Source organism: Janthinobacterium violaceinigrum (assembly GCF_009208555.1).
Taxonomy (GTDB): domain Bacteria; phylum Pseudomonadota; class Gammaproteobacteria; order Burkholderiales; family Burkholderiaceae_D; genus Janthinobacterium; species Janthinobacterium violaceinigrum.
Genome location: NZ_WFLI01000002.1, coordinates 100379 through 120957, shown reverse-complemented (window position 1 = coordinate 120957; position 20579 = coordinate 100379). Strand labels below are relative to the sequence as shown.

General features: G+C 64.0%; 19 protein-coding genes. 8 read left to right on the top strand and 11 right to left on the bottom strand.

What is annotated here, in order from left to right; all coding sequences use genetic code 11:
* Positions 1 to 93: 93 nt before the first annotated feature.
* The 5 genes from GCN75_RS02195 to GCN75_RS02175 form a co-directional block, all read right to left on the bottom strand.
* On the bottom strand, positions 94 to 714 hold the full coding sequence (locus GCN75_RS02195) for a hypothetical protein (protein WP_152281147.1): 621 nt from the start codon (positions 712 to 714) through the stop codon (positions 94 to 96).
* A 695-nt stretch (positions 715 to 1409) separates the two neighbouring features.
* Positions 1410 to 3488: a methyl-accepting chemotaxis protein gene (locus GCN75_RS02190; protein ID WP_152281146.1), complete on the bottom strand. Its 2079-nt coding sequence runs from the start codon at positions 3486 to 3488 to the stop codon at positions 1410 to 1412.
* A 57-nt stretch (positions 3489 to 3545) separates the two neighbouring features.
* A complete protein-coding gene (locus GCN75_RS02185; RefSeq protein ID WP_193317350.1) occupies positions 3546 to 4337 on the bottom strand; it encodes a TorF family putative porin in 792 nt (263 codons plus the stop codon).
* A gap of 229 nt (positions 4338 to 4566) precedes the next feature.
* Positions 4567 to 4992 (bottom strand): hypothetical protein, encoded by a 426-nt coding sequence (locus GCN75_RS02180; RefSeq protein ID WP_152281145.1) that lies wholly within the window; start codon positions 4990 to 4992, stop codon positions 4567 to 4569.
* Positions 4993 to 5074: 82 nt separating this feature from the next.
* The gene (locus GCN75_RS02175) at positions 5075 to 5788 is read right to left on the bottom strand and encodes a FadR/GntR family transcriptional regulator (RefSeq protein ID WP_152281144.1); all 714 of its coding nucleotides are present in this window, start codon (positions 5786 to 5788) and stop codon (positions 5075 to 5077) included.
* Between the two features lie 140 nt (positions 5789 to 5928).
* Between GCN75_RS02175 and GCN75_RS02170 the strand changes: the two genes are divergently transcribed.
* The 4 genes from GCN75_RS02170 to GCN75_RS02155 all read left to right on the top strand — a co-directional run bounded on the left by GCN75_RS02170 (position 5929) and on the right by GCN75_RS02155 (position 10723).
* Positions 5929 to 6774, top strand: a complete 846-nt coding sequence (locus GCN75_RS02170) for a (Fe-S)-binding protein (protein ID WP_152281143.1) — start codon at positions 5929 to 5931, stop codon at positions 6772 to 6774.
* Positions 6771 to 7487, top strand: coding sequence for a LutC/YkgG family protein (locus GCN75_RS02165; protein ID WP_152281142.1), 717 nt, complete (start codon positions 6771 to 6773; stop codon positions 7485 to 7487). Before GCN75_RS02170 ends, GCN75_RS02165 begins: the two co-directional genes overlap by 4 nt.
* Entirely contained in the window at positions 7484 to 8929 is a 1446-nt protein-coding gene (locus GCN75_RS02160) for a LutB/LldF family L-lactate oxidation iron-sulfur protein (protein ID WP_152281141.1), read from the top strand. Before GCN75_RS02165 ends, GCN75_RS02160 begins: the two co-directional genes overlap by 4 nt.
* A 93-nt stretch (positions 8930 to 9022) precedes the next feature.
* Complete coding sequence (locus GCN75_RS02155) at positions 9023 to 10723, top strand: lactate permease LctP family transporter (RefSeq protein ID WP_152281140.1); 1701 nt, start codon at positions 9023 to 9025, stop codon at positions 10721 to 10723.
* A gap of 60 nt (positions 10724 to 10783) precedes the next feature.
* Here GCN75_RS02155 and GCN75_RS02150 read toward each other — a convergent pair whose 3' ends face one another.
* Together GCN75_RS02150 and GCN75_RS02145 are read right to left on the bottom strand one after the other, a co-directional pair.
* Complete coding sequence (locus GCN75_RS02150) at positions 10784 to 11311, bottom strand: NADPH-dependent FMN reductase (protein ID WP_193317349.1); 528 nt, start codon at positions 11309 to 11311, stop codon at positions 10784 to 10786.
* Positions 11312 to 11422: 111 nt separating this feature from the next.
* On the bottom strand, positions 11423 to 11656 hold the full coding sequence (locus GCN75_RS02145; protein ID WP_152258524.1) for a DUF3563 family protein: 234 nt from the start codon (positions 11654 to 11656) through the stop codon (positions 11423 to 11425).
* A 436-nt stretch (positions 11657 to 12092) separates the two neighbouring features.
* Between GCN75_RS02145 and fucP the strand changes: the two genes are divergently transcribed.
* Positions 12093 to 13397, top strand: a complete 1305-nt coding sequence (gene fucP / locus GCN75_RS02140; protein ID WP_152281139.1) for an L-fucose:H+ symporter permease — start codon at positions 12093 to 12095, stop codon at positions 13395 to 13397.
* Between the two features lie 54 nt (positions 13398 to 13451).
* Here the strand turns inward: fucP and GCN75_RS02135 are convergent, their stop codons facing one another.
* Positions 13452 to 14345 carry a LysR substrate-binding domain-containing protein gene (locus tag GCN75_RS02135; RefSeq protein ID WP_152281138.1) on the bottom strand — a complete coding sequence of 298 codons (894 nt, stop codon included), beginning with the start codon at positions 14343 to 14345 and terminating at the stop codon, positions 13452 to 13454.
* Between the two features lie 160 nt (positions 14346 to 14505).
* On the opposite strand from GCN75_RS02135, the gene GCN75_RS02130 reads away from it, so the two are divergent.
* Positions 14506 to 16002 carry an acetyl-CoA hydrolase/transferase family protein gene (locus GCN75_RS02130; protein WP_152281137.1) on the top strand — a complete coding sequence of 499 codons (1497 nt, stop codon included), beginning with the start codon at positions 14506 to 14508 and terminating at the stop codon, positions 16000 to 16002.
* 69 nt (positions 16003 to 16071) lie between these two features.
* Here the strand turns inward: GCN75_RS02130 and GCN75_RS02125 are convergent, their stop codons facing one another.
* Together GCN75_RS02125 and GCN75_RS02120 are read right to left on the bottom strand one after the other, a co-directional pair.
* On the bottom strand, positions 16072 to 16443 hold the full coding sequence (locus GCN75_RS02125; protein ID WP_152281136.1) for a hypothetical protein: 372 nt from the start codon (positions 16441 to 16443) through the stop codon (positions 16072 to 16074).
* 96 nt (positions 16444 to 16539) lie between these two features.
* Entirely contained in the window at positions 16540 to 17202 is a 663-nt protein-coding gene (locus tag GCN75_RS02120; RefSeq protein WP_152281135.1) for a TetR/AcrR family transcriptional regulator, read from the bottom strand.
* 301 nt (positions 17203 to 17503) lie between these two features.
* Here GCN75_RS02120 and GCN75_RS02115 point away from each other — a divergent pair, with 301 nt between their 5' ends.
* A complete protein-coding gene (locus GCN75_RS02115) occupies positions 17504 to 18625 on the top strand; it encodes a M14 family metallopeptidase (protein WP_152258530.1) in 1122 nt (373 codons plus the stop codon).
* Positions 18626 to 18637: 12 nt separating this feature from the next.
* Positions 18638 to 19102 (top strand): CYTH domain-containing protein, encoded by a 465-nt coding sequence (locus GCN75_RS02110; RefSeq protein WP_152281134.1) that lies wholly within the window; start codon positions 18638 to 18640, stop codon positions 19100 to 19102.
* Positions 19103 to 19296: 194 nt separating this feature from the next.
* On the opposite strand, the gene GCN75_RS02105 is transcribed toward GCN75_RS02110, so the two are convergent.
* Positions 19297 to 20550 (bottom strand): DUF2863 family protein, encoded by a 1254-nt coding sequence (locus GCN75_RS02105; protein WP_152281133.1) that lies wholly within the window; start codon positions 20548 to 20550, stop codon positions 19297 to 19299.
* Positions 20551 to 20579: the final 29 nt, after the last annotated feature.

Below are 20579 nucleotides of genomic sequence, written 5' to 3'. Positions count from 1 at the left end.
TTGCAATGTAGGTTCGATTCTACACCTGCACTGCTCAACGGCCACGCGTCCATGCCACGGCGGGCCAATGGCGCCGCCGCGGCAGATCATTGCTTATTTTTTCACGTAGTGCATGTCCAGGACATACGCACCCTTGTCCAGCATCACCGTGTACAGTTCATTGCCGCGCAGGGACAGGCCGCCGGGGATGCTTTGTGCCGCCTGCATGCCTTCGTCCCACATGCACGATTCGCCATTGTCCACCTCGACGCACCACTGTTGCACGTTACTTCTCAGCACATATTTCACGGTGGGACCGGTCCTCTGGAATGTATAGGCGGGGGTCGACGAGGTGATCTTGTCGACGCGCAAGCTCGTTGCCGCGGCATTGTCCGACAGCTTGATCAGCATGTCGGCGGTGCCGTCCGGCTTGCCGGTGATCCTGGTGCTCATGCCGTCCGTCGCCACCACGGGGCCGGAGCAATCGGCCTTGAAGTAGGTTTCGCCCGTCGGCGTCATTTCCAGTGTACCGCTGCCGTCGTTCTTGAACGCGATGACGAGCAATTGGCGGTCGTGATTGTCGCAGGCCGACTGCCAGGTGCCGATATATGCGGCCAGCGCCGAGGTGCTGCCGGAATCGCCGGCAATCTGCTGCGTCGAACCGCTGCCACCGCCACCGCAACCGGTCAGGAGTGCCGCGGCCGAGCCGGCCAATACCGCTAATAATTTTTTCATGCATAATCCTTTCATCCGGCAGCGGTGCGTGCCGTAAGCGCGGATTGATTATAGGATTATTAATAGCTGGTAATTCTCACGGAATCTATCGCTGACTTGATTTGGATCATGTCGCTGAGATGCGTTGAAATGGAGAGCGGGACTGACGGAATGCTGGCGCAATGGCTATCTTCTCGACTCCGTTATTGTTTTATATCGTGCATATCCAGCACGGAAGTACCGTATTTTTCATCGTGGTTTCCATGAACTGCACGGGCCACTGCAATCGGGAGCGCTAAAGGCCTCGTCGTAGACCGATACCAGCGCAGCCAGTCAATGCCACTGTGCCCGATACCATTAATACAGCCCATCCCTTTTTCATGCGTCATTCCTATCCGTATGCGCGCGATATTATAAAGGGCATGCCTGTTTTATTATTCTGAAATCTGTAATTGGCTGCAATGCCTGTATTGAGCCTGGCCATCGGATATTTTATGGCCGGAGCTGTGGATAATTATCCCGTCCGAATGGGACGGGACAGCGATGAATATCATCGCATGGCGCAGAAGAAAAACAGGCGGGGTGCCCCGCATAAAGATACGCGGGCATGTATTGAGATGGGCGCTTGTCAGGAACGTTATTGTCGTGCGAATGGATCAGGTGAAGCGCGTGCCGGCGCCTGACAAGGGCGCCGGCCACGGCCACAGAGGGCCGGCTTAAAACTCTTCCCAGTCGTCGCCAGCCGGCGCCTTCGCAGGCGCGTGCTGTGCCGCTGGGGGCTTGGCGACGCTCAGGCGCTTGGCTGGCACGGGTGTCTTGGGCGTCGCGGCGCGCGGCGTTGCCACGGCTGCTGCCGGCGCCGCCTGGCGCGCCTGCTCGCCCAGCTTGAACACGCTGACCACGTCCGCCAGGTGGCTGGCCTGGTCTTGCAGGCTTTCGGCGGCGGCTGCCGCTTCCTCGACGAGGGCCGCATTCTGCTGCGTCACGCCATCCATCTGCGCCAGGGCCTGGTTGACCTGGGCGATGCCGTCGCTTTGTTCGGTGGTGGCGACGCTGATGTCGGCCATGATGGCGGTGACCTTGCGCACGCTGTCGACCACCTGTTCCATGGTGGCGCCCGCTTCATCGACAAGTTTGCTGCCGGCCGCTACCTTGCCCACGGAATCGTCGATCAGCAGCTTGATTTCCTTGGCGGCGGCGGCCGAGCGCTGCGCCAGGTTGCGCACTTCCGTGGCGACGACGGCGAAGCCGCGGCCCTGTTCGCCCGCGCGCGCCGCTTCCACGGCTGCGTTCAGGGCCAGGATATTCGTTTGGAAGGCGATGCCGTCGATGACGCTGATGATGTCGACGATCTTGTTCGACGAGTCGTTGATCGAGGTCATGGTCTCGATGACCTTGCCGACCACTTCGCCGCTCTTCTGCGCCACGCTTGAGGCGGACGCGGCCAGCTGGTTGGCCTGGCGCGCATGGTCGGCGTTTTCCTTGACCGTGCCCGTCAGTTCTTCCACCGAGGCGGCCGTTTCTTCCAGCGAACTGGCTTGCTGTTCCGTGCGGGCCGACAGGTCGTTATTGCCTTGCGCAATTTCCGCGCTGGCCCGCGCCACGTTGTCGGCACTGGCTTGCACCTGCAGCAGCACGGCGTGGATTTTTTCCACGAAGTCGTTGAAACCCTTGCCGATCACGGCCAGCTCGTCGGTGCCCTTGACTTCCAGCTTGACGCGCAGGTCGGCGTCGCCGCTGGACAAGTCCGTCATGGTGCGGCCCAGGGTGCGCAAAGGACGCGTCAGCTGATTGACGACAAGGATCAGGATGCCGGCCGTGGCCGCCGCGCACAGCAGGGCGACGATCAGGGTGTAGGTCATCAGGTCGCGCGCCGAGGCGGTGGCCACGCTTTTCGGGAAGTTCAGTTCCACGCTCCACGGCGCGATATCGGGGTGGATCTGCAGCGGCTGCAGCAAGTGGATGTAGCCCTTGTCGTCCTCGTATTCATACGGCTGGCCCTGGCGCACTTTTTCCAGGCCGGCGGCCGGCACGTCGTCCGCCTTCTTGCCCAGGCGCTCGGGCACGGGGTGGCTGGCGTACAGGCCGCCGTTCGAGATCAGGGCCAGCTTGCCGCCCTCGATCACTTTCAGGTCGGCCAGGATTTTCGTCAGGCGCGTGAGCATGAAGTCGGCGCTGGCCGTGCCCTTGAAGCTGCCGTCGATCATGATGGGCGCGACCAGCGAGGCCATCAGCACATTCTTGCCGTCGACGGGGTAGATATACGGTTCCGTAAAGTAAGTCTTGCCCGTGCGCTTGGGTACGTCATACCAGTCGTTGGCGCCTGCTTTCGGATCGAAGACGATGGGTTCGACTTGCAGCTTGCCGCCGGCGCCCCGCGTCCAGTAGGGCATGAAGCGGCCGGTGGCGTCGTAGTTCGGCTTCTGGTTGGCGAATTCCGCATCCTTGCCGTCGAGCGCGTTCGGTTCCCACGTCACGGCCGAGCCCAGCAAGTCTTCCGAGCTGGTCAGGGTAGCCTTGGTCAGTTCGTTGATTTGTTCGCGCTGCATGGGCAAGTTCGCGCTTTTGGTGCCGCGCATGGCGCCGGCCAGGCTGGACACGCTGGACAGGTTGCTGGCGATGCGCGCCTGCAGGGCGCCCGCCACTTCGCGCGCCGAGGTGCGCGCCAGGTCCAGCGCGGCCGCTTCGGCGCTGGCGCTGCTCTTGTAGCCGATCACGGCCGCCGTGACGCCCAGGCTGAGGACGGCGAGCGCGGTGGCGGCGACGCAGATTTTACTGTTCAGTGATAGTTGCATGATGCTGTTCCTTGATGGGGAGGGATATCGGTGTCATGGGCGTCGCGGGTAGCGCGCCTAGAAAGTCTTGCTGACGGCCAGCACGAAGGTGGCCGCGGCAGGGTTCGAGGTGTCGAACTGGCCGGCCGCATTCGGGATGCCCAGCGTGTAATGGTCGTAGGCGTCGGTGGCGCCCCAGGCGCGCGTGACGGCGCCGCTCAGGCTCCAGCCGCCGTCGAAGGCCCGCGTGACGCCCACCTTGGCGTCGCGCCAGTTCCAGATGGCATTGCCGCTGCCCGCCACCCGGCCATTGCCGGCGTGCAGGTTCAAGGTCCAGGCATTGCCCAGGTCGACATTTGCGCCCACGTCCAGGTAGCCCGTGCCGCGCGCATTGCTGATGCCGAAAAAATCGCGCGTGACGGTATGGTTGTATTTAGCGTACAGCATCTTGTAGCTGAGACCCAGCGACAGTTCGCCGTAGTCGTACTTGACGCCCGTGGCGCGGTAGACGGCGCCCGGGTATTTGTAATAGTAGGCCAGAACGCTGTAGCCCAGCTCGCCCACCGTGCCGCCGTAGCCGCCGTAGACATCCCATTCGACGGTGGCGTCCTGGATGTAGCGGTCGCTGACGGTGGAAGCCCAGGTGCCCAGCGACCAGCCGCTCGGGTGCGCATAGTCGGCGCCCGCCTGCAGCGCGGGCTTGCCCCAGGTCTGGCGAAAGCCCCGCGAAATGTATTGCGAGGCGAGGCTGGCGTTGGCGCTGAAGGTGGCGGCAGGATAGTCTGTGGCCTGGGCCTGCGCGGGCATGGCGGGCAGCAGGAAGATGCAGCCCAGCAAGGATATTGCGGGGAAATTCAGGTTCGATGGCATGGCAGTCGGCTCCGTATTTGCTGGCAGCGGCCGTCCAGGCACGTTGCCCTGATGGTTGCGATAAAAATGCGGAATGGACTTTTGCGGAAGCAAGGCGACGCCGTCTGCACGTTCGCATGAACATGCACACATTCTCACCAAACGTAACCGAAAGGATAGGGGCTAGGGCTAGTGCAAGTCAATAATGTTGCGATGCGGAAATCGTAAGTTGTTGTTTAGCGGCACTTTTTCATGCTGTTGTCACAATTGGCGGCGCGCCGCGGCTGGCTGCCAGGCGCAAGGCGGACAGCAAGCCGGGCAGGACCGCGTGCAGGGCAGGCAGGGTGGCATCCGCCAACTGGGCCTGCGCTTCCACGGCGCCCGAGGGCTGGCCCCAGACGACCTGTGCGCTCAGCTGCGCGCTGGCGGCGAGCCCTGTGACGCTGACCAGCAGGGCGACTTCTTCCGGCGCATCCTCGGGCACGTCCTCGAGCAGGCAGGAAATGCCGAAGTGATAATCCTGGAAAGCGCTGGCCGTGCCGCTGGAAAAGGCGAAGACGGAGGCGAGCGCCTGTGGCGCAGCAAGCGCAAGGGGCGGCAGCGCGGCGCGGAACAGGGGCAGCAAGTCGTTTTCCAGCTGGAGCACGAGCGGATGCGTGTGGCTAAGGACGGTCATGTGAGGCTGGCAGAAGTGGCGGCGCGCGATGGTAGCAGTTTTTTGCGCCGCCGTGGCCATGGAACTGGTCCTACCAGTCGCTTCAATCGTCGTCGCTGGTGACGCGCGTGCGCACGAAATCGATATGGCTTTGCATGGCCGTGCGCGCTTCTTCGGGCTGGCTGGCGCAGATGGCCTCGCACAGGGTGCGGTGCTGCGACAGCAACTGCAGCGAGGTGGCGTCGTCCTGCTGCCGCAAACCCGTGCCATTGATGGTGATGTGTTCGCGCAGCATGCCGATGATGCTGGTGTGCAGGTGCAGGAACATGGTGTTGTGCGACGCTTGCGCGATGACTTCATGCAGCCGCGCATCGGCCTGCGCCTCGCCGTGCTTGTCGTCGTCCGCACGCGCCTGTTCCAGCTCGGCCAGCAGCGCCATGATCTGCGCGCGCTCGCCCGTGCTGGCCCGCTGCGCGGCAAAGTAGGCCGTCGCCCCTTCCAGCACGCGGCGAAATTCCAGGATGTCGTCGCGCAGGGCAGGGTGGTCGGCCACCAGCTGGCTCCACGGCGAGGCCATGCCTGTACGCAACTGATCCGTCACGAACACGCCGGCGCCGCGCCGGCTGCGCACGAGGCCCCGCGCCGCCAGCCGCTGCACCGCTTCGCGCACGGTATTGCGCGAGACCCCATATTGCTGCGCCAGCAGGCGCTCGGCCGGCAGCTGCGCGCCTGCCGGCAAGCTGCCGTCCAGCAAGGCTGTTTCCAGCCGGCGCATCACCGTTTCGACCCTGCCCCGCGTTTGCATGCCTGTCGCCATTGCTGTCTTCCGGTGTTGTTTTAAAGTGGTCCGAGCAATTTGAAGCGGCTCGCGGAAGCTGGAATTATGCGTGAACCGCTCATTCTTAACAACACACAGCGGCGCCGCAGCAACGTACAGAGCGCCGGGGAGACACACTCATGCAGCCAGATCCGCAGCCAGATCCGCACCCAGACCCGCAGCCAGACCCGCGCCAGCCACGCCACATTCCACGCCGCTATCCGCCCGCGCCGCTCCAGGTGTATCTGTTCGCCACCTGCCTGGTCGACCTGTTCGTGCCGCAGGCGGGACTCGACGCGGTGCGCCTGCTGGAACGGGAAGGCTTGCTGGTGCACTATCCGCGGGGCCAGAGCTGCTGCGGCCAGCCTGCCTACAGCAGCGGCAACCCGGAACAGGCGCGCGCCGTGGCCCGCGCCCAGCTGGACCTGTTCGCCCAGCCCTGGCCCGTGATCGTGCCGTCCGGCTCCTGTGCCGGCATGATGCGCCACCACTGGCCGCAGCTGTTCCAGGACGACCCCGTGGCCGGTCCCCAGGCGCGGGAGCTGGCCGAGCGCGTGTATGAACTGAGCGAATTTCTCTTCTGCGTGCTGCAGCTCGACCTGGCGGGCCTGGCCCTGGCCGACCCGGGGCAGGCCGATGAAAGCGTGGTGCTGCATACCTCGTGCGGCGCGCGCCGCGAGATGGGCACGCGCACCCACGGCGTGGCCCTGCTCGACGCCTTGCCCGGCGTGACGCGCATCGAGCACCAGCGCGAATCGGAATGCTGCGGCTTCGGCGGCACGTTTTCGCTGAAACATCCGGACATTTCCGGCGCCATGGTCAGCGACAAGATCGCCTCAGCCTGCGCCACGGGCTGCGACCGGCTCGTCTCGGCCGACTGCGGCTGCCTGCTCAATATCGGCCACGCCGCGCAGCACCAGGGCGCGCCGCTGCCCGTCGAGCACCTGGCCAGCTTTTTGTGGCGCCGCACGGGAGGCGAAGCATGAGCGCCGCCCTGACAGCCCGCGAACGCATGCTGGGACGCCTGCGCGCAGCAAAGCCCTCCGCGCCCGCGGCGGTGGAGGCCATCGATGCCGCCATCGACAGCCACTATCAGGCGCGCCGCGCTGCCGCGCCGCTGCCGGCGCGGGACAGGATAGCCGCCATGCAGGCAGCCTTGCGCGCCGCGCATGCGCAGGTCGATGGTGTCAGCACGGACGGCTGGCCGGCCCTGCTGGCGCAGCGCCTCGGCGCGCACGGCGTGCGCCGCCTGCTGCTCGATACCGGCAGCGCCGAAGGGCAGGCCTTGCGGGCCGCCTTGCCGGAAAGCGTCGAGGCGCTGTCGTTCGAGCGTCCGCTGGGGCAGTGGAAGGGTGAGTTGTTCGACACCGTCGACGCGGGTTTCACTGTGGCCCGTTCCGGCATCGCCGCCAGCGGCACCCTCGTCATCGCGCCCGACGCGGCCGCGCCGCGCACGGTGTCCTTGGCGCCGCCCCTGCATATCTGCCTCGTATATGCGAGCACCCTGCACGTGGACTTGCACGCGGCGGCGTGCGCCGAGCGCTGGGCGGACGGCATGCCGTCCAACCTGGTGCTGGTGTCGGGCCCCTCGAAAACCTCCGATATCCAGCAAACCCTCGCGTATGGCGCGCACGGCCCCCGCTGGCTGTGGGTGCTGATCGTCGATGACTTGCCAGCCCAGGAAGGAGGCCAGCCATGAACGCCAAGCCCATGCAGTTCGTCAAGCCGGCGGACTTCCACGCGCGCGCGCGCGCCGCGCTGGACGACCCGAAGCTGCGCCAGAGCTTTCGCGGCGCCATGGATTTTTTGCAGGACAAGCGCAGCGCCCAGTTCCCCGACGGCGACGAGCTGGAACGCTTGCGCGACATCGGCGAAGCAGTGCGCCAGCATGCGCTGGCGCGCCTGCCTGATCTGCTGGTGCAGCTGGAAGACAGGCTGACGGCGGCCGGCGTGCAGGTGCACTGGGCCGAGGATGGCGAGCAGGCCAACGCCATCATCCACGCCATCGCGCAGCGCAATGGGGCTTCGCGCTTCATCAAGGGCAAGTCGATGGCCAGCGAGGAAATCGAGCTCAATCACTACCTGGAAGCGCGCGGCATGACCTGCCTGGAATCGGACATGGGCGAATACATCGTGCAGCTGGCCGGCGAAAAGCCGTCGCACATCGTCATGCCGGCCATACACAAGACCAAGGCCGATATCGCCGGCCTGTTCGCCGAGCACATTCCCGATGCGCCGTACACGGAAGACGTCGACAGCCTGATCCAGACGGGCCGGCGCGCCCTGCGCCAGGCCTTCGTCGAGGCGGACATCGGCCTGTCGGGCGTGAACTTCGCGGCGGCCGACACGGGCACCCTGTGGCTGGTGGAAAACGAGGGTAATGGCCGGCTGACGACGTCTGTGCCGGAGATCCATATCGCCATCATGGGCATGGAAAAAGTGGCGGCCAAGCTCGAACATATCGTCCCGCTGGCCAGTTTGCTCACGCGGTCGGCGACGGGGCAGGCCATCACCACGTATTTCAACCTGATTTCCGGCCCGCGCCGCGCCGGTGAAAAGGACGGGCCGCGCGAAGTGCACCTGGTGCTGCTCGATAACGGCCGCAGCCAGGCCTACGCGGACGAGCAGCTGCGCGCCACCCTGCAGTGCATACGCTGCGGCGCCTGCATGAACCACTGCCCCGTCTACACGCGCATCGGCGGTCACGCCTACGGCACCACGTATCCGGGGCCGATCGGCAAGATCATCTCGCCCCATCTTCTGGGGCTCGATGCGACGGCCGACCTGGCGACGGCGTCCAGCCTGTGCGGTGCTTGCGGCGAGGTGTGCCCCGTGCGCATCCCGATCCCGCAGCTGCTGGTGCGCCTGCGCACGGAAGCGAACCGCAATCCGGCAGAGCAGGTGGCCCATCCGCTGCGCGGCCAGGGGGCCAAGTTCAGCCGCGGCGAGAGCCTGGTCTGGCGCTTCTGGAGCGGCGCCTTTGCGCGCCCAATCAGTTATCGCCTGTTCCGCTGGGCCGCCACGCGCCTGCGGATGCTGACGCCGCGCGCGCAGCTGGGCTGGACGCAGCACCGCAAGCCGTTGACGCCGGCGCCGCGCAGCCTGGCCGACCTGCTCGATGCACGGGGGCAGGCGGAATAGCCAGGCCCCGCCACTTCGCAAAAAACACGCTACACACAATTACATCAAAAGCCGTTTTTTCACTCAACCCGCATCCACCGGAGGAGACCCGACATGCACACCTGGACCCAACTTTACACACCGCTCGGCAGCTTGTGGCTGTCGTCGCTGGCGGCAGCCATACCCATCATTTTCTTCTTCATCGCCCTGGCGGCATTGCGCATCAAGGGCCACGTGGCGGCCGCCGTCACCCTGGCGCTGGCGCTGGCCGTGGCGATTTTCGCGTACGGCATGCCCGTGCCGCAGGCGCTGGCGGCGGCCGGCTATGGTTTTGCCTATGGTTTGTGGCCGATCGCATGGATCATCGTCACGGCCGTCTTCCTGTACAAGATCGTCGTCAAGACGGGGCAGATCGACATCATCCGCGCCTCCGTGCTGTCGGTCACGGACGACCAGCGCCTGCAGGTGCTGCTGATCGGCTTTGCCTTCGGCGCCTTCCTGGAAGGGGCGGCCGGCTTCGGCGCGCCCGTGGCCATCACCTCGGCCTTGCTGGTGGGCCTGGGCTTCAATCCGCTGTATGCGGCGGGCCTGTGCCTGATCGCCAACACGGCGCCCGTGGCGTTTGGCGCCATGGGTATCCCCATCATCGTGGCGGGGCAGGTGACGGGCATCGACCCTTTCCTCATCGGCGCCATGGCGGGCCGCCAGCTGCCGCTGCTGTCGCTGCTGGTGCCGTTCTGGCTGGTCTTCATGATGGATGGCGTGCGCGGCGTGCGCGAAGTGTGGCCGGCCGCGCTGGTGACGGGCTTCAGCTTTGCCGTGACCCAGTACTTCACTTCCAACCATATCGGCCCTGAACTGCCGGACATCACGTCGGCCCTCGTCAGCCTCGTGTCGCTGACCTTGTTCCTGAAAGTGTGGCAGCCGAAGAATGCGAAAGTGGCCCACGCCGTCGGCGGCGGCACGGCCGCATTGTCCGGCTTTGGCGGCGGCCAGGCGGGCGTGCGCGGCGGCGGCAACCGCGCCGCCTCGCCGTACACGATGGCGCAGACCATGCGCGCCTGGGCGCCGTTCGGCCTGCTGACGGCCATCGTCACCGTGTGGAGCCTGCCCGGCTTCAAGGCCCTGTTTGCGGCCGGCGGCGCCCTGTCCGGCCTCGTCATCAAGATCCATGTGCCTTACCTGGACCAGCTGGTGATCAAGACCGTGCCCATCGTGGCGGCGCCGAAGGCGTACGAGGCCGTGTTCAAATTGGACTTGCTGTCGGCCGTGGGCACGGCGATCCTGCTGACGGCTGTGTTGTCGATGCTGATGCTGCGCATGCAGCCGCGCGACGGCTGGAAGGCGTTCGTGGAAACCCTGGTGGAATTGCGCCGTCCCGTGCTGTCGATCGGCCTGGTGCTGGCGTTTGCCTTCGTTGCCAACTACTCGGGCATGTCGTCCACCCTGGCCCTGCTGCTGGCCGGCAGCGGCGCCGCCTTCCCGTTCTTTTCGCCGTTCCTGGGCTGGCTGGGCGTTTTCCTGACGGGCTCCGACACGTCCTCGAACGCCTTGTTCTGCTCCCTGCAAAACACGACGGCGCACCAGATCGGCGTGTCCGACACCCTGCTGGTAGCGGCCAACACGACGGGCGGCGTGACGGCGAAGATGATCTCGCCCCAGTCGATCGCCGTCGCCTGTGCGGCGACTGGCCTGGTGGGCAAGGAATCGGACCTGTTCCGCTTCACCCTGAAGCACAGCCTGCTGTTTGCCGTCATCATCGGCATCATCACCATGCTGCAGGCGTACGTGTTTACGGGCATGATCCCGCACTGAGGTCCTTGCGTAGAAGTACGTAGTAAAACTAGATGAAATGCTAGTGAAACGTGCAAAGGGTCATGAAAATAACCTGATGCACTGCAACATGGCGAGGATGGCCCGGCGCAATGCCGGGTCCGCGGCGATGCCGTCCGCATCGAGTCCCGAGCCCAGTAGAGGCAGACTGATGCAGGCCTCGTCGATCAGGCGCGCCGACATGGTGCGCACCGTTTCGCGCAGGGCCGCCTGCGCATGCGTGGCGCGCGGCGAGGCGTTCAGCAGCACCAGCGGCTTGTCGATGAATGACTCATTTCCCACCATCCAGTCCAGCGCGTTCTTCATGGGGCCGCTCACGCCATGCGCGTATTCGGGACTGGCCAGCATCAGCACGTCGGCTGCCAGGATGGCGTCGCGCAGGCCCGTCACGGACGGCAGGCTGTCGGCGTCGAGGTCGGGATTGAATAGCGGTAAGTCACCGAGTCCCTGATAGATGCGGATATCGAATGGCGCGGGGGCAAGCCCGGCAATGGCGTGCAGCAGGGCCGTGTTCAGCGAGGCGGCGCGCAGGCTGCCGGCGATGGCGAGGATGGTAATGGGTGTTTGCATCCCGTCTGTATAGCCCATCCTGTGCTCAAGCGCAAGGCGAGCAGGATGGTGCTATCGATGCTGCAACAGCCGATGAGGGGCTGCAATGCGGGGCTGGGTACTGCGGTGCTATTAACGGCTCAGGCCGCTCATCCAGCTTGGCTGCGGGTTGGCGCGGGCCAGTTCGCGCATGCGGTATTCCAGGTCGTAGCGGTCGGTCGATTCGGCCAGGTACGCTTCTTCATAGGCGCGTTCGCGGCGGTCGCTGCTTTGGTTCAGCCAGGCGCCGACGCGCTTGGCGGCGTGGACCAGGGTAGCGACGATGTTGTTGTTTTGCGTGGTGTGATAGCTAAATGCGGTAGACATGGAAGACTCCTTGTGTGGTGTGCCGCGTTGTGCTGCACTGCAATATAAGTATAGCGATTCCAAGTTATAAGGCTACTTTTGATTTCAAATGTCAGCTATTCAATTTTGAAATAACAGGCGGGAAAGCTGCGCAATACGGGGCTTTAAGGCATAATGCCGGCGCAGTATCGTAGTTTTACTACAAGACTGTTTTATCCTGGATGTTGTTTTCAGACGCAGCCCGCAGACGTGCCGCGCCCGCAAGACATCGTTCTGACGAGAAACGGTCGGCCGTGTGCCTGCCGCGCGCAAAATGTGCCATGCCTGCCCCCCGTATCGTTGATGGCAGTCATGGCCCACGCTGATATCTGCGTGCATCTTGCGCGCCTGGTGCTGCCCGGGTGGAATCGCTTCCATGCCTGGCAAGATCAACTTGGAATTGAAAAATGGAGAAGGTATGGAATACGTAAAGCAAGGCCAGGGCGTACCGTCCGCACGGGCCGGCACGCAAAACAATACAGGCGCCCTGATCATTGTCACGGTCCTGTTTTTCATGTGGGGGCTGCTGACCTCGCTCAATGATGTGCTGATTCCCCATCTGCGCTCGATCTACACCTTGACCTATGTCCAGGCGATGCTGGTGCAGTTCTGCTTCTTTGGCGCCTACGCCATCGTCTCGCTGCCGGCCGGCATGCTGATCAAGAAAATCGGCTACCAGCGCGGCGTCGTCGCGGGCCTGCTGATCGCGGCCGCCGGCTGCGCCATGTTCTATCCCGCGTCCACGGGCAGCTATGCGCTGTTCCTCTTGTCCTTCTTCATCCTGGCGGCCGGCATTACCGTGCTGCAGGTGGCGGCCAATCCGTATGTGACGGAACTGGGCGACCCGCAGACGGCGTCGAGCCGATTGACCCTGACGCAAGCGTTCAATGCGCTGGGCACCACCGTGGCGCCTGCGCTGGGCGGCATGCTGATCCTGTCGGGCACCGTGCTGACGGTACAGCAGTTCGACCTGCTGCCGGCGGCCGAGCAACTGGCCTACCGCGCCAAGGAAGCCGCTTCCGTGCAAGGCCCCTACCTGGTGCTGGCCGCGACCCTGGTGATCCTGGCCGTGCTGTTTGCGCTGGCAAAATTGCCGAAGATTTCGCATGCGGACGATGCGGCGGCCCTGGCGCAGGACGGCAACAAGGTCTCGATCTGGTCGCACCGCCACCTGGTGCTGGGCGCGCTGGCCATCTTCCTGTATGTGGGCGGTGAAGTGAGCATCGGCAGCTTCCTGATCAACTTCCTGGGCGAGAGCCATATCGCGGGCCTCAGCCACGCCGACGCCGCCTATTTCGTCAGCTACTACTGGGGTGGCGCCATGCTGGGCCGCTTCGTCGGCTTTGCCGTGATGCGCTATGTCAGCCCGGGCAAGACCCTGGCCTTCAACGCTGCCGTCGTCATCGCGCTGATCCTCGTTGCCGTATTCTCCAGCGGTCACACGGCCATGTGGGCATTGATCGCCGTGGGCCTGTTCAACTCCGTCATGTTCCCGACCATCTTCAGCATGGCCCTGAACAAGCTGGGCGCGCAAACGGGGCAAGGTTCCGGCATCCTGTGCATGGCCATCGTCGGCGGCGCCATCGTGCCGTTCATCCAGGGCTTCCTGGCCGACCACATCAACCTGCAACTGTCCTTCCTCGTGCCGGCCCTGTGCTACACCTTCATTCTGTACTTCGGCTGGAAGTACGCCAGCATGTACAAGGACGACGCCGCCAAATAAGCGCGGTGCCGTGCGGTAAATAAAAAGGGGGGCTGCGGCCACCCTTTTTTTTGGTTAGTGGGCGAACTGCGTGCCCAGCACGTCCTGGCAGACTTCGAGCCAGGCGCGCGCCGCGTGCGACAGATAGCGTCCGCTCCAGATGTGCGCCACCTGCCACGCCACTTCCGGCTCGACGATGCGCACCGCATCCAGCGGTTCGCCGGCCAGGCGCCTGATGAACGGCTCGGGCAGCAGGGCCACGCCCAGGCCCGCCGACGCCATCGCCACCAGCCAGTCCCACTGGCCGCTCTGCGCCGCGATCATCGGCGTGAAGCCCGCTTGCGTGAAATGCTGGCGCAGGCTGCGCGTGAGGGCGAAATCATCTTTCAGCAGCACCAGCGGCAAGTCGGCCAGCGCCTTGAACGGGAGTGTCGTGCGTTCTTTCTGGAACGTGCCCGGTTCGGCCAGGGCCCAGATCGGGTAGCTGGCCACTGCCACGGCCACCAGGTCGAGTTCCGGATCGGCCGGCAGCACCGTCATGCCGATTTCCAGTTCGCCGGCCGCCACCTTGCGCTCGATCTGCTGGCCCGTGTCTTCCTGCAGGGTCAGGCTGATGTTCGGGTGGCGCGCGCGGAACGCCTTCAATACGGGCGTAAACAGCACATTGATCATGGGCGGGATGCCCACCGTCAGGCTGCCGCGCTGCAAGGCCTGGGTGTCGCGCACTTCCAGGGTCAGCTGGCGCATATTGGCCAGCATTTCCTGGCCGTGCTGGTAGACGATGCGGCCCGTGTCCGTCAGGGTCAGCTTGCGCCCGTCGCGCACGAGCAGCTGCGCGCCCACCTCGTCTTCCAGCTGGCGCACCATCTTGCTGATGGTGGACTGGGTCAGGTGCAGCGATTCGGCAGCCTGCGTAAAGCTCGAGAGGCGCACGGTTTCCACGAAATAGCGCAGGGAACGGATATCCAAGAGGGTGCTCGGGAGTGGCAGGGCATGAAAATATCGACTGGATGTGGCGAAATTAATTCATGCCATGCATGTAAGCAGGATTTTATACTGAATCCCCTTATGGAGCTGGTGTATGACTGCCATCCAGTTTGAGAATATTAAGAAGATCAGGAGCATCACGATGTACGAGGACCGTATCCGCCACCCAGGCTTGCTCAGCAAAATCATGAGCGCCGATGAGGCAGCCAAATTATTCCACAACGGCATGCGTGTCGGCATGAGCGGCTTCACCCGTGCCGGCGACGCCAAGGCCTTGCCGCGCGCATTGGCCGAGCGCGCCCTGCAAGATCCGTTGAGCCTGACCCTGATCACGGGCGCTTCGCTGGGCAATGGCAGCGACGGCCTGATGGCCGAGGCGGGCGTGCTGGCGCGCCGCATGCCGTTCCAGGTCGACCCCGTCTTGCGCGGCAAGATTAACGACGGCGAAGTCATGTTCATCGACCAGCATCTGTCGGAAACGGCCGAGCAGCTGCGTTCGGGCAACCTGGCCGCCGTCGATATCGCCGTTATCGAAGCGACGGCCATCACGGCCGCGGGCGCCATCATCCCGACCATGTCGGTGGGCAATTCTGCCGCGTTCGCCCAGCAAGCCACGCAAGTGATCATCGAAATCAACCTGTCCACGCCGCTGGCGCTGGAAGGCTTGCACGACATTTATATCCCGCAAACCCTGCCGGGACGCGAGCCGATCCCCCTCACGCGCGTCGACCAGCGCCTGGGCAGCACGGCCATCGCCATCGACCCGGCCCGCATCGCCGCCATCGTCATCACGGACAGCCCCGACAGCCCGTCGAACGCCTTGCCGCCCGACGCGGAAACGCAGGCGATTGCCGGCCACGTGATCGCCTTTTTGCAGGGCGAAGTGGCGGCCGGGCGCATGGGGCCGGAATTGCTGCCGCTGCAGGCAGGCATCGGTACCATCGCCAACGCCGTGCTGCATGGCCTGATCGGCTCGCCTTTCAGCAATATGACCATGTATTCGGAAGTGCTGCAGGACAGCGCCATCGAGCTGCTCGATTCTGGCCAGCTGGCGTTCGCGTCGGCTTCGTCGATTACCCTGTCGGCCGCCGTGCACCAGAAGCTGATGGACAATATCGACCATTATCGTTCGAAGATCGTGCTGCGCCCGCAAGAGATCAGCAACCATCCCGAGATCGTGCGCCGCCTGGGCATTATCGCGCTGAACACGGCGCTCGAGTTCGACATCTACGGCAACGTTAATTCCACGCACGTGTGCGGCACGCACATGATGAACGGCATCGGCGGCTCGGGCGACTTTGCGCGCAATGGGCAAGTGTCGATGTTCGTGTCGAAATCGGCGGCCAAGGGCGGGCGCATTTCCAGCGTCGTGCCGATGGTCTCGCATGTGGACCATACGGAGCATGACGTCGACGTGCTGGTGACGGAATGGGGTTATGCGGACTTGCGCGGCCTGGCGCCGCGTGAACGGGCGCCGCTGATCATCGAGCGTTGCACGCATCCCGACTACCGCGCACAGCTGCGTGCCTATTACGATGCGGCATGCCAGCGCGGCGGCCACACGCCGCATATCCTGCAAGAGGCGCTGTCGTGGCATACGCGCTACCAGGAAACGCAGAGCATGCTGGCAGCACAGTAAGCGCGCGTCAGCGCAAAAAGAGGCAGGACGGGCAGGGCGGTGCAGCACCGCGCCTGCCTTTTTTATTGCTTAGTACATATGCAGCGCCTTGGCGCCCAGGCCCAGCAGGGCAAACGTGGTGGTGGCCTGGATGCCCATGAACCACAGGAAATGGGTGTGCATGTGCTTGCGGATGTCGCCCAGTTCCGTGCGCAGGGCGTGGCAGTCGCCGCGCAGATCGCCGCGAAACTGCGTCAGGTCGGCGCGCAGCAGCTGCGATTCGTCGCGCAGCTCCGTGCGTACATTGTCGAGGCCGTCGCCCAGGCGCTGTTCCAGGGTCTTGAACCATTGCCGGTCGTGTTCCCGGTCCGTTTCCAGTTTTGTCAGCCGCGCTTCCATACGGACAGCATTGTGCGCGCTTTGCTGTTTGTCAAGCCGGTCCGTGGCATAGGCTTCGTTCATCTCACGCTCCTTCGCGCCAGCCGCGCTGCACCAGCGCAGGCGGCTTCACTCCACTGTCCGCTTTTGGCGCCGGCGCGGTTTGCGCCGGATCAAACGTCAGACAGCTGGCGCAAAGCGCAGGCGGATGCCTGCCGTGACGACAGCCAGCAGGTCGTCGATATGCGCGTTCATTTCCGGGTGCGGCGTCCATGGGTCGTCCGCATCCATGACGATGCGCAGCGACACGAGGCCGTGCAGCGATTGCCAGAAGATCTGCGTCATCGTGTGCAGCGTCGGCTCGTCCTGGCGTACCTGGCCCGCCTGTGCCAGTTCCTTGAACAGGTGCAAGGCATACGCGTACGGGTCTTGCTCGATATTGCCATGTTCGACCAGGGCCGCGTCGATTTCCGCATGGGGACGCAGTTCCATGAAGATCAGCGAATACTCGTCAGGATGCTGGAATCCGTACTCGATGTAGGCGCGGCCGACCAGGGCGATGCGCTGCCACGGATCGTCGCTGGTGGCGCAGGCAGCGCGCATGGCGCGCACCAGTTCCAGCAAGTCCTTGTCCATGGCCTGGGCGATCAGGGTGGCCTTGTCGCGGAACAGGGCGTACACGACGGTGGTGGAAAATCCGGCCGCTTCGGCCACCTTGCGGATGGAGACGGCGCGCGCGCCACCCTTCTTGATGAGGTCTTTGACGACGTCGATGATGTGCTCGCGCCGCGCCTGAGCTTCGCGTAACTTTCTTTCCTGTATGTTAGTTAACTTCTTGTCCACGACTCTTTCCTGGCGACTCTATGAAAGCAAGAATTATAGGGCGGCGATGGGCCGCCAATGTGTCTGGCATTGTTACAATTCAGTTTTTTGTCCGGTCGATGCGACAGCTGGCCGATTTTTCGTGTTTTTGCCCGGCGCTTTTCCATCGATGCCCCGGATTGGTGCATAAATTGCCCGGCCAGGCTTTGCGAATGGGGCCAAAGGGCGGAAAATAGCGGGATAGCTTACACTGCGTTTTTTAGCGCAACGGCGGCAGCCCACGAGGCAACGCCGGAACACTTACATTGGACGGGATCATTACATGACCATTAAAATCAGCCAGAACTTCGACTCGGGTGCCATCGACGTGGTGAGCGCCACCAGTGCCGGCGCCATCGACCTGAACTTGCGCAAGGATAGCCACGCCGACATCCATCAGTGGTTCCACTTCCGCCTGCAGGGCGCGCGCGGCCAGGCGTGCACGATGCGCTTCCTGAACGCGGGCCAGGCCACCTATCCGGCCGGCTATGAAGACTACCAGGCCGTGGCCAGCTACGACAGCGAAAACTGGTTCCGCGTGCCGACCTCGTTCGACGGCCAGGTCATGACGATTTCGCATACGCCGGAACTCGACAGCGTGTACTACGCCTATTTCGAGCCGTATTCGTGGGAACGCCACTTGCGCCTGCTCGGTGAAGTGGCCGAGCATCCGCTGGCGCGCGTGTCCGACCTGGGCAGCACGGTCGACGGCCGCGACATGAACATGGTCACCATCGGCAACCCGCAGGCGGAAAAGAAGATCTGGGTCATCGCGCGCCAGCATCCGGGCGAATCGATGGCCGAATGGTTCGTCGAAGGCCTGATCGACTCGCTGCTCGACGACGCCAACCCGATTGCGCGCAAGCTATTGCAGCGCGCCGTGTTCCACATCGTGCCGAACATGAATCCGGACGGCTCCATCCGCGGCAATCTGCGCACGAATGCGGCCGGCGCCAACCTGAACCGCGAATGGATGACGCCTACACTGGAAAACAGCCCGGAAGTGCTGTGCGTGAAAAACAAGATCCACGAAACGGGCGTCGACATGTTCTTCGACATCCACGGCGATGAAGCGCTGCCGTACAACTTTGTGGCCGGCAACGAAATGCTGGAAAACTTTACGCCAGAGCAAGCGGCGCACCAGAAGGCCTTCATCGAGCGCTACAAGCAGGCCAGCCCCGACTTCCAGGACAAGTTCGGCTACGCGGCCAGCAAGTACAAGTCCGACATGCTGACCCTGGCGTCGAAATACATCGGCCACCACTTCGGCTGCCTGGCGCTGACCCTGGAAATGCCGTTCAAGGAAAACGCGGACTTGCCGGATCCGGCCGTCGGCTGGAACGGCGCGCGCAGCGCGGCCCTGGGCGCGGCCATGCTGCAGCCTATCCTGCTGTCGCTGGACTGATCGGCGTTGTTCATGGGTATCGAGATCGAGCGTAAATTCCTGCTGGCCGGCGACGCCTGGCGCGGCCTGGGGCAGGCGGTGCTGCTGCGCCAGGGCTATCTGTCGTCGGCGCGCGAGCGCGTGGTGCGCGTGCGCATCGAAGGCGAGCAGGCGATGCTGACTATCAAGGGCGCGAACGTGGGCGCGACGCGGGGCGAGTGGGAGTATCCGATCCCGCTGGCCGACGCGGCCGAACTGCTCGACGGCCTGTGCGAACAGCCGCTGATCGAAAAATACCGCCACCGCATCGAACACGCGGGCATGGTGTGGGAAGTCGACGAGTTCCTGGGCGCCAATGCCGGCCTGGTGGTGGCCGAGATCGAACTGGCCTCGGAAGACCAGCCGTTCGAGAAGCCCGACTGGGTCGGCGCGGAAGTGTCGGGCGATGCGCGCTACTACAATGCGAATCTGATCCGCCACCCGTTTTCACAGTGGTGACGAGGCGTCAAAAGGCTTGTTGAAATGAAAAAGGCGGAACTGGGGTTCCGCCTTTTTTTCTTTGAACGTCTTGTCGTCAACCTATCGACACCTCTTCAAACCGTAGCGAGCAAGCCCGATATCGGGTTGAGTACCGTGAGTAACGCCGACCCGAGAGCGGGCTGCGCAGTAGGTTTGAAGAGCGTGTCATCAGATCAATGGAAATGCTCGGTACCTTGCGGCGTATCTTCCGGCATTTCCGCATGCGCCAGCTCGCCCACGGGGTCGGCAAACAGGGGCGCGCCGCAATCGTCGCAGTATTCACCGACAAAACGTTCCGCGTGACGCTTGATCTGCGTCACGCCGGCGGCGTTCAGGTGCTCGATGATTTCATCGACGGGCGTCTTCTGTTTGTCCAGCGCGGCGATGCCCACCTGGATCAGGCCTTCGATCGGCGTGCCATCCTCGTCTTCCTGGCCGTACAAAGGCCAGACGATGCCGTAGATGACGTCCGGCGCCTGGCGCAGGGTGAAGGCGATGCGGTACTCGTCCACCTGGCCGTCGGCCGCTTCCTCGCCGAAGCCGGCGATGACGGCGCGCAGTTCCGACGGCTCGATGGCCAGGGTGTGCGTCAGGTAATGCACGGCGGCGCGCACGGAGACGGGGCGTATCAGCTTGTCCGCTTCGCGGCAGGCCACGTAGTACGCTTCCGGCAGCAGCAATTCCAGGCCGCAGCCGGGCAGCAGCCGGGCAATCGTCGGCGTCGCCTGCGTGCGCCATTGCTCCAGGGCAGCGCTGCGCTCGGCGATGAAGTCGAGCTGGCTGGCCGGCGTTTGCCAGCGGAACAGCGGCGCGCCGGCGGGCGCCACCACGGCCACCAGCAGGTAGCGCGTGTCGGCCAGGAAAGGCGCCGTTTCCGCTTCCTTGCTTGAAGGCTTGACGGCCGTGCCTTTCAGCGCGGCCTGCGCCAGCTTCTGTGTCTTGGCATAGGTTTCGACATGGCTGCGCGGCAACTGGTCGATCGAATACAGGGTCGGCGCCATGGCCATCTTCGTGCCGTCGGCCAGCAAATGGGCGGCAAAGTGCGCGGACAATACGCCGTGCGCGTCGCCGGCCATGGGGCCGGAGGCGATGGAAAAGCGCGTCCACGCGAGGATGGGCACGGCCACCAGCAGGGCGTCGTAGCGCACGTCGTCGTGCACCATGACGGTCGATTCGCTGACGGCTTCAACGCAGTCCATCAGCACGTCGTAGGCGTTCAAGTCTTCCTTGAACAGGCTGCCCAGGGTGTTGTCGATGGTGTCCTGGTGGCCGGTTTTGAGTAATTTCTGGAGCTGCGTATCCAGGCTGTGTTCCCAGGACCGCTCTTCGAGACGGCTGGCTGCCTGTACGATCGCCTGGGCAAAGGTGACCAGGCGCTGGCTGTCGGCAGTCAGTTTATGGGATGAATCTTTGGAAGGACGACGCATAGCGGGATAAGAGTCTCGGAAAGTGAAAA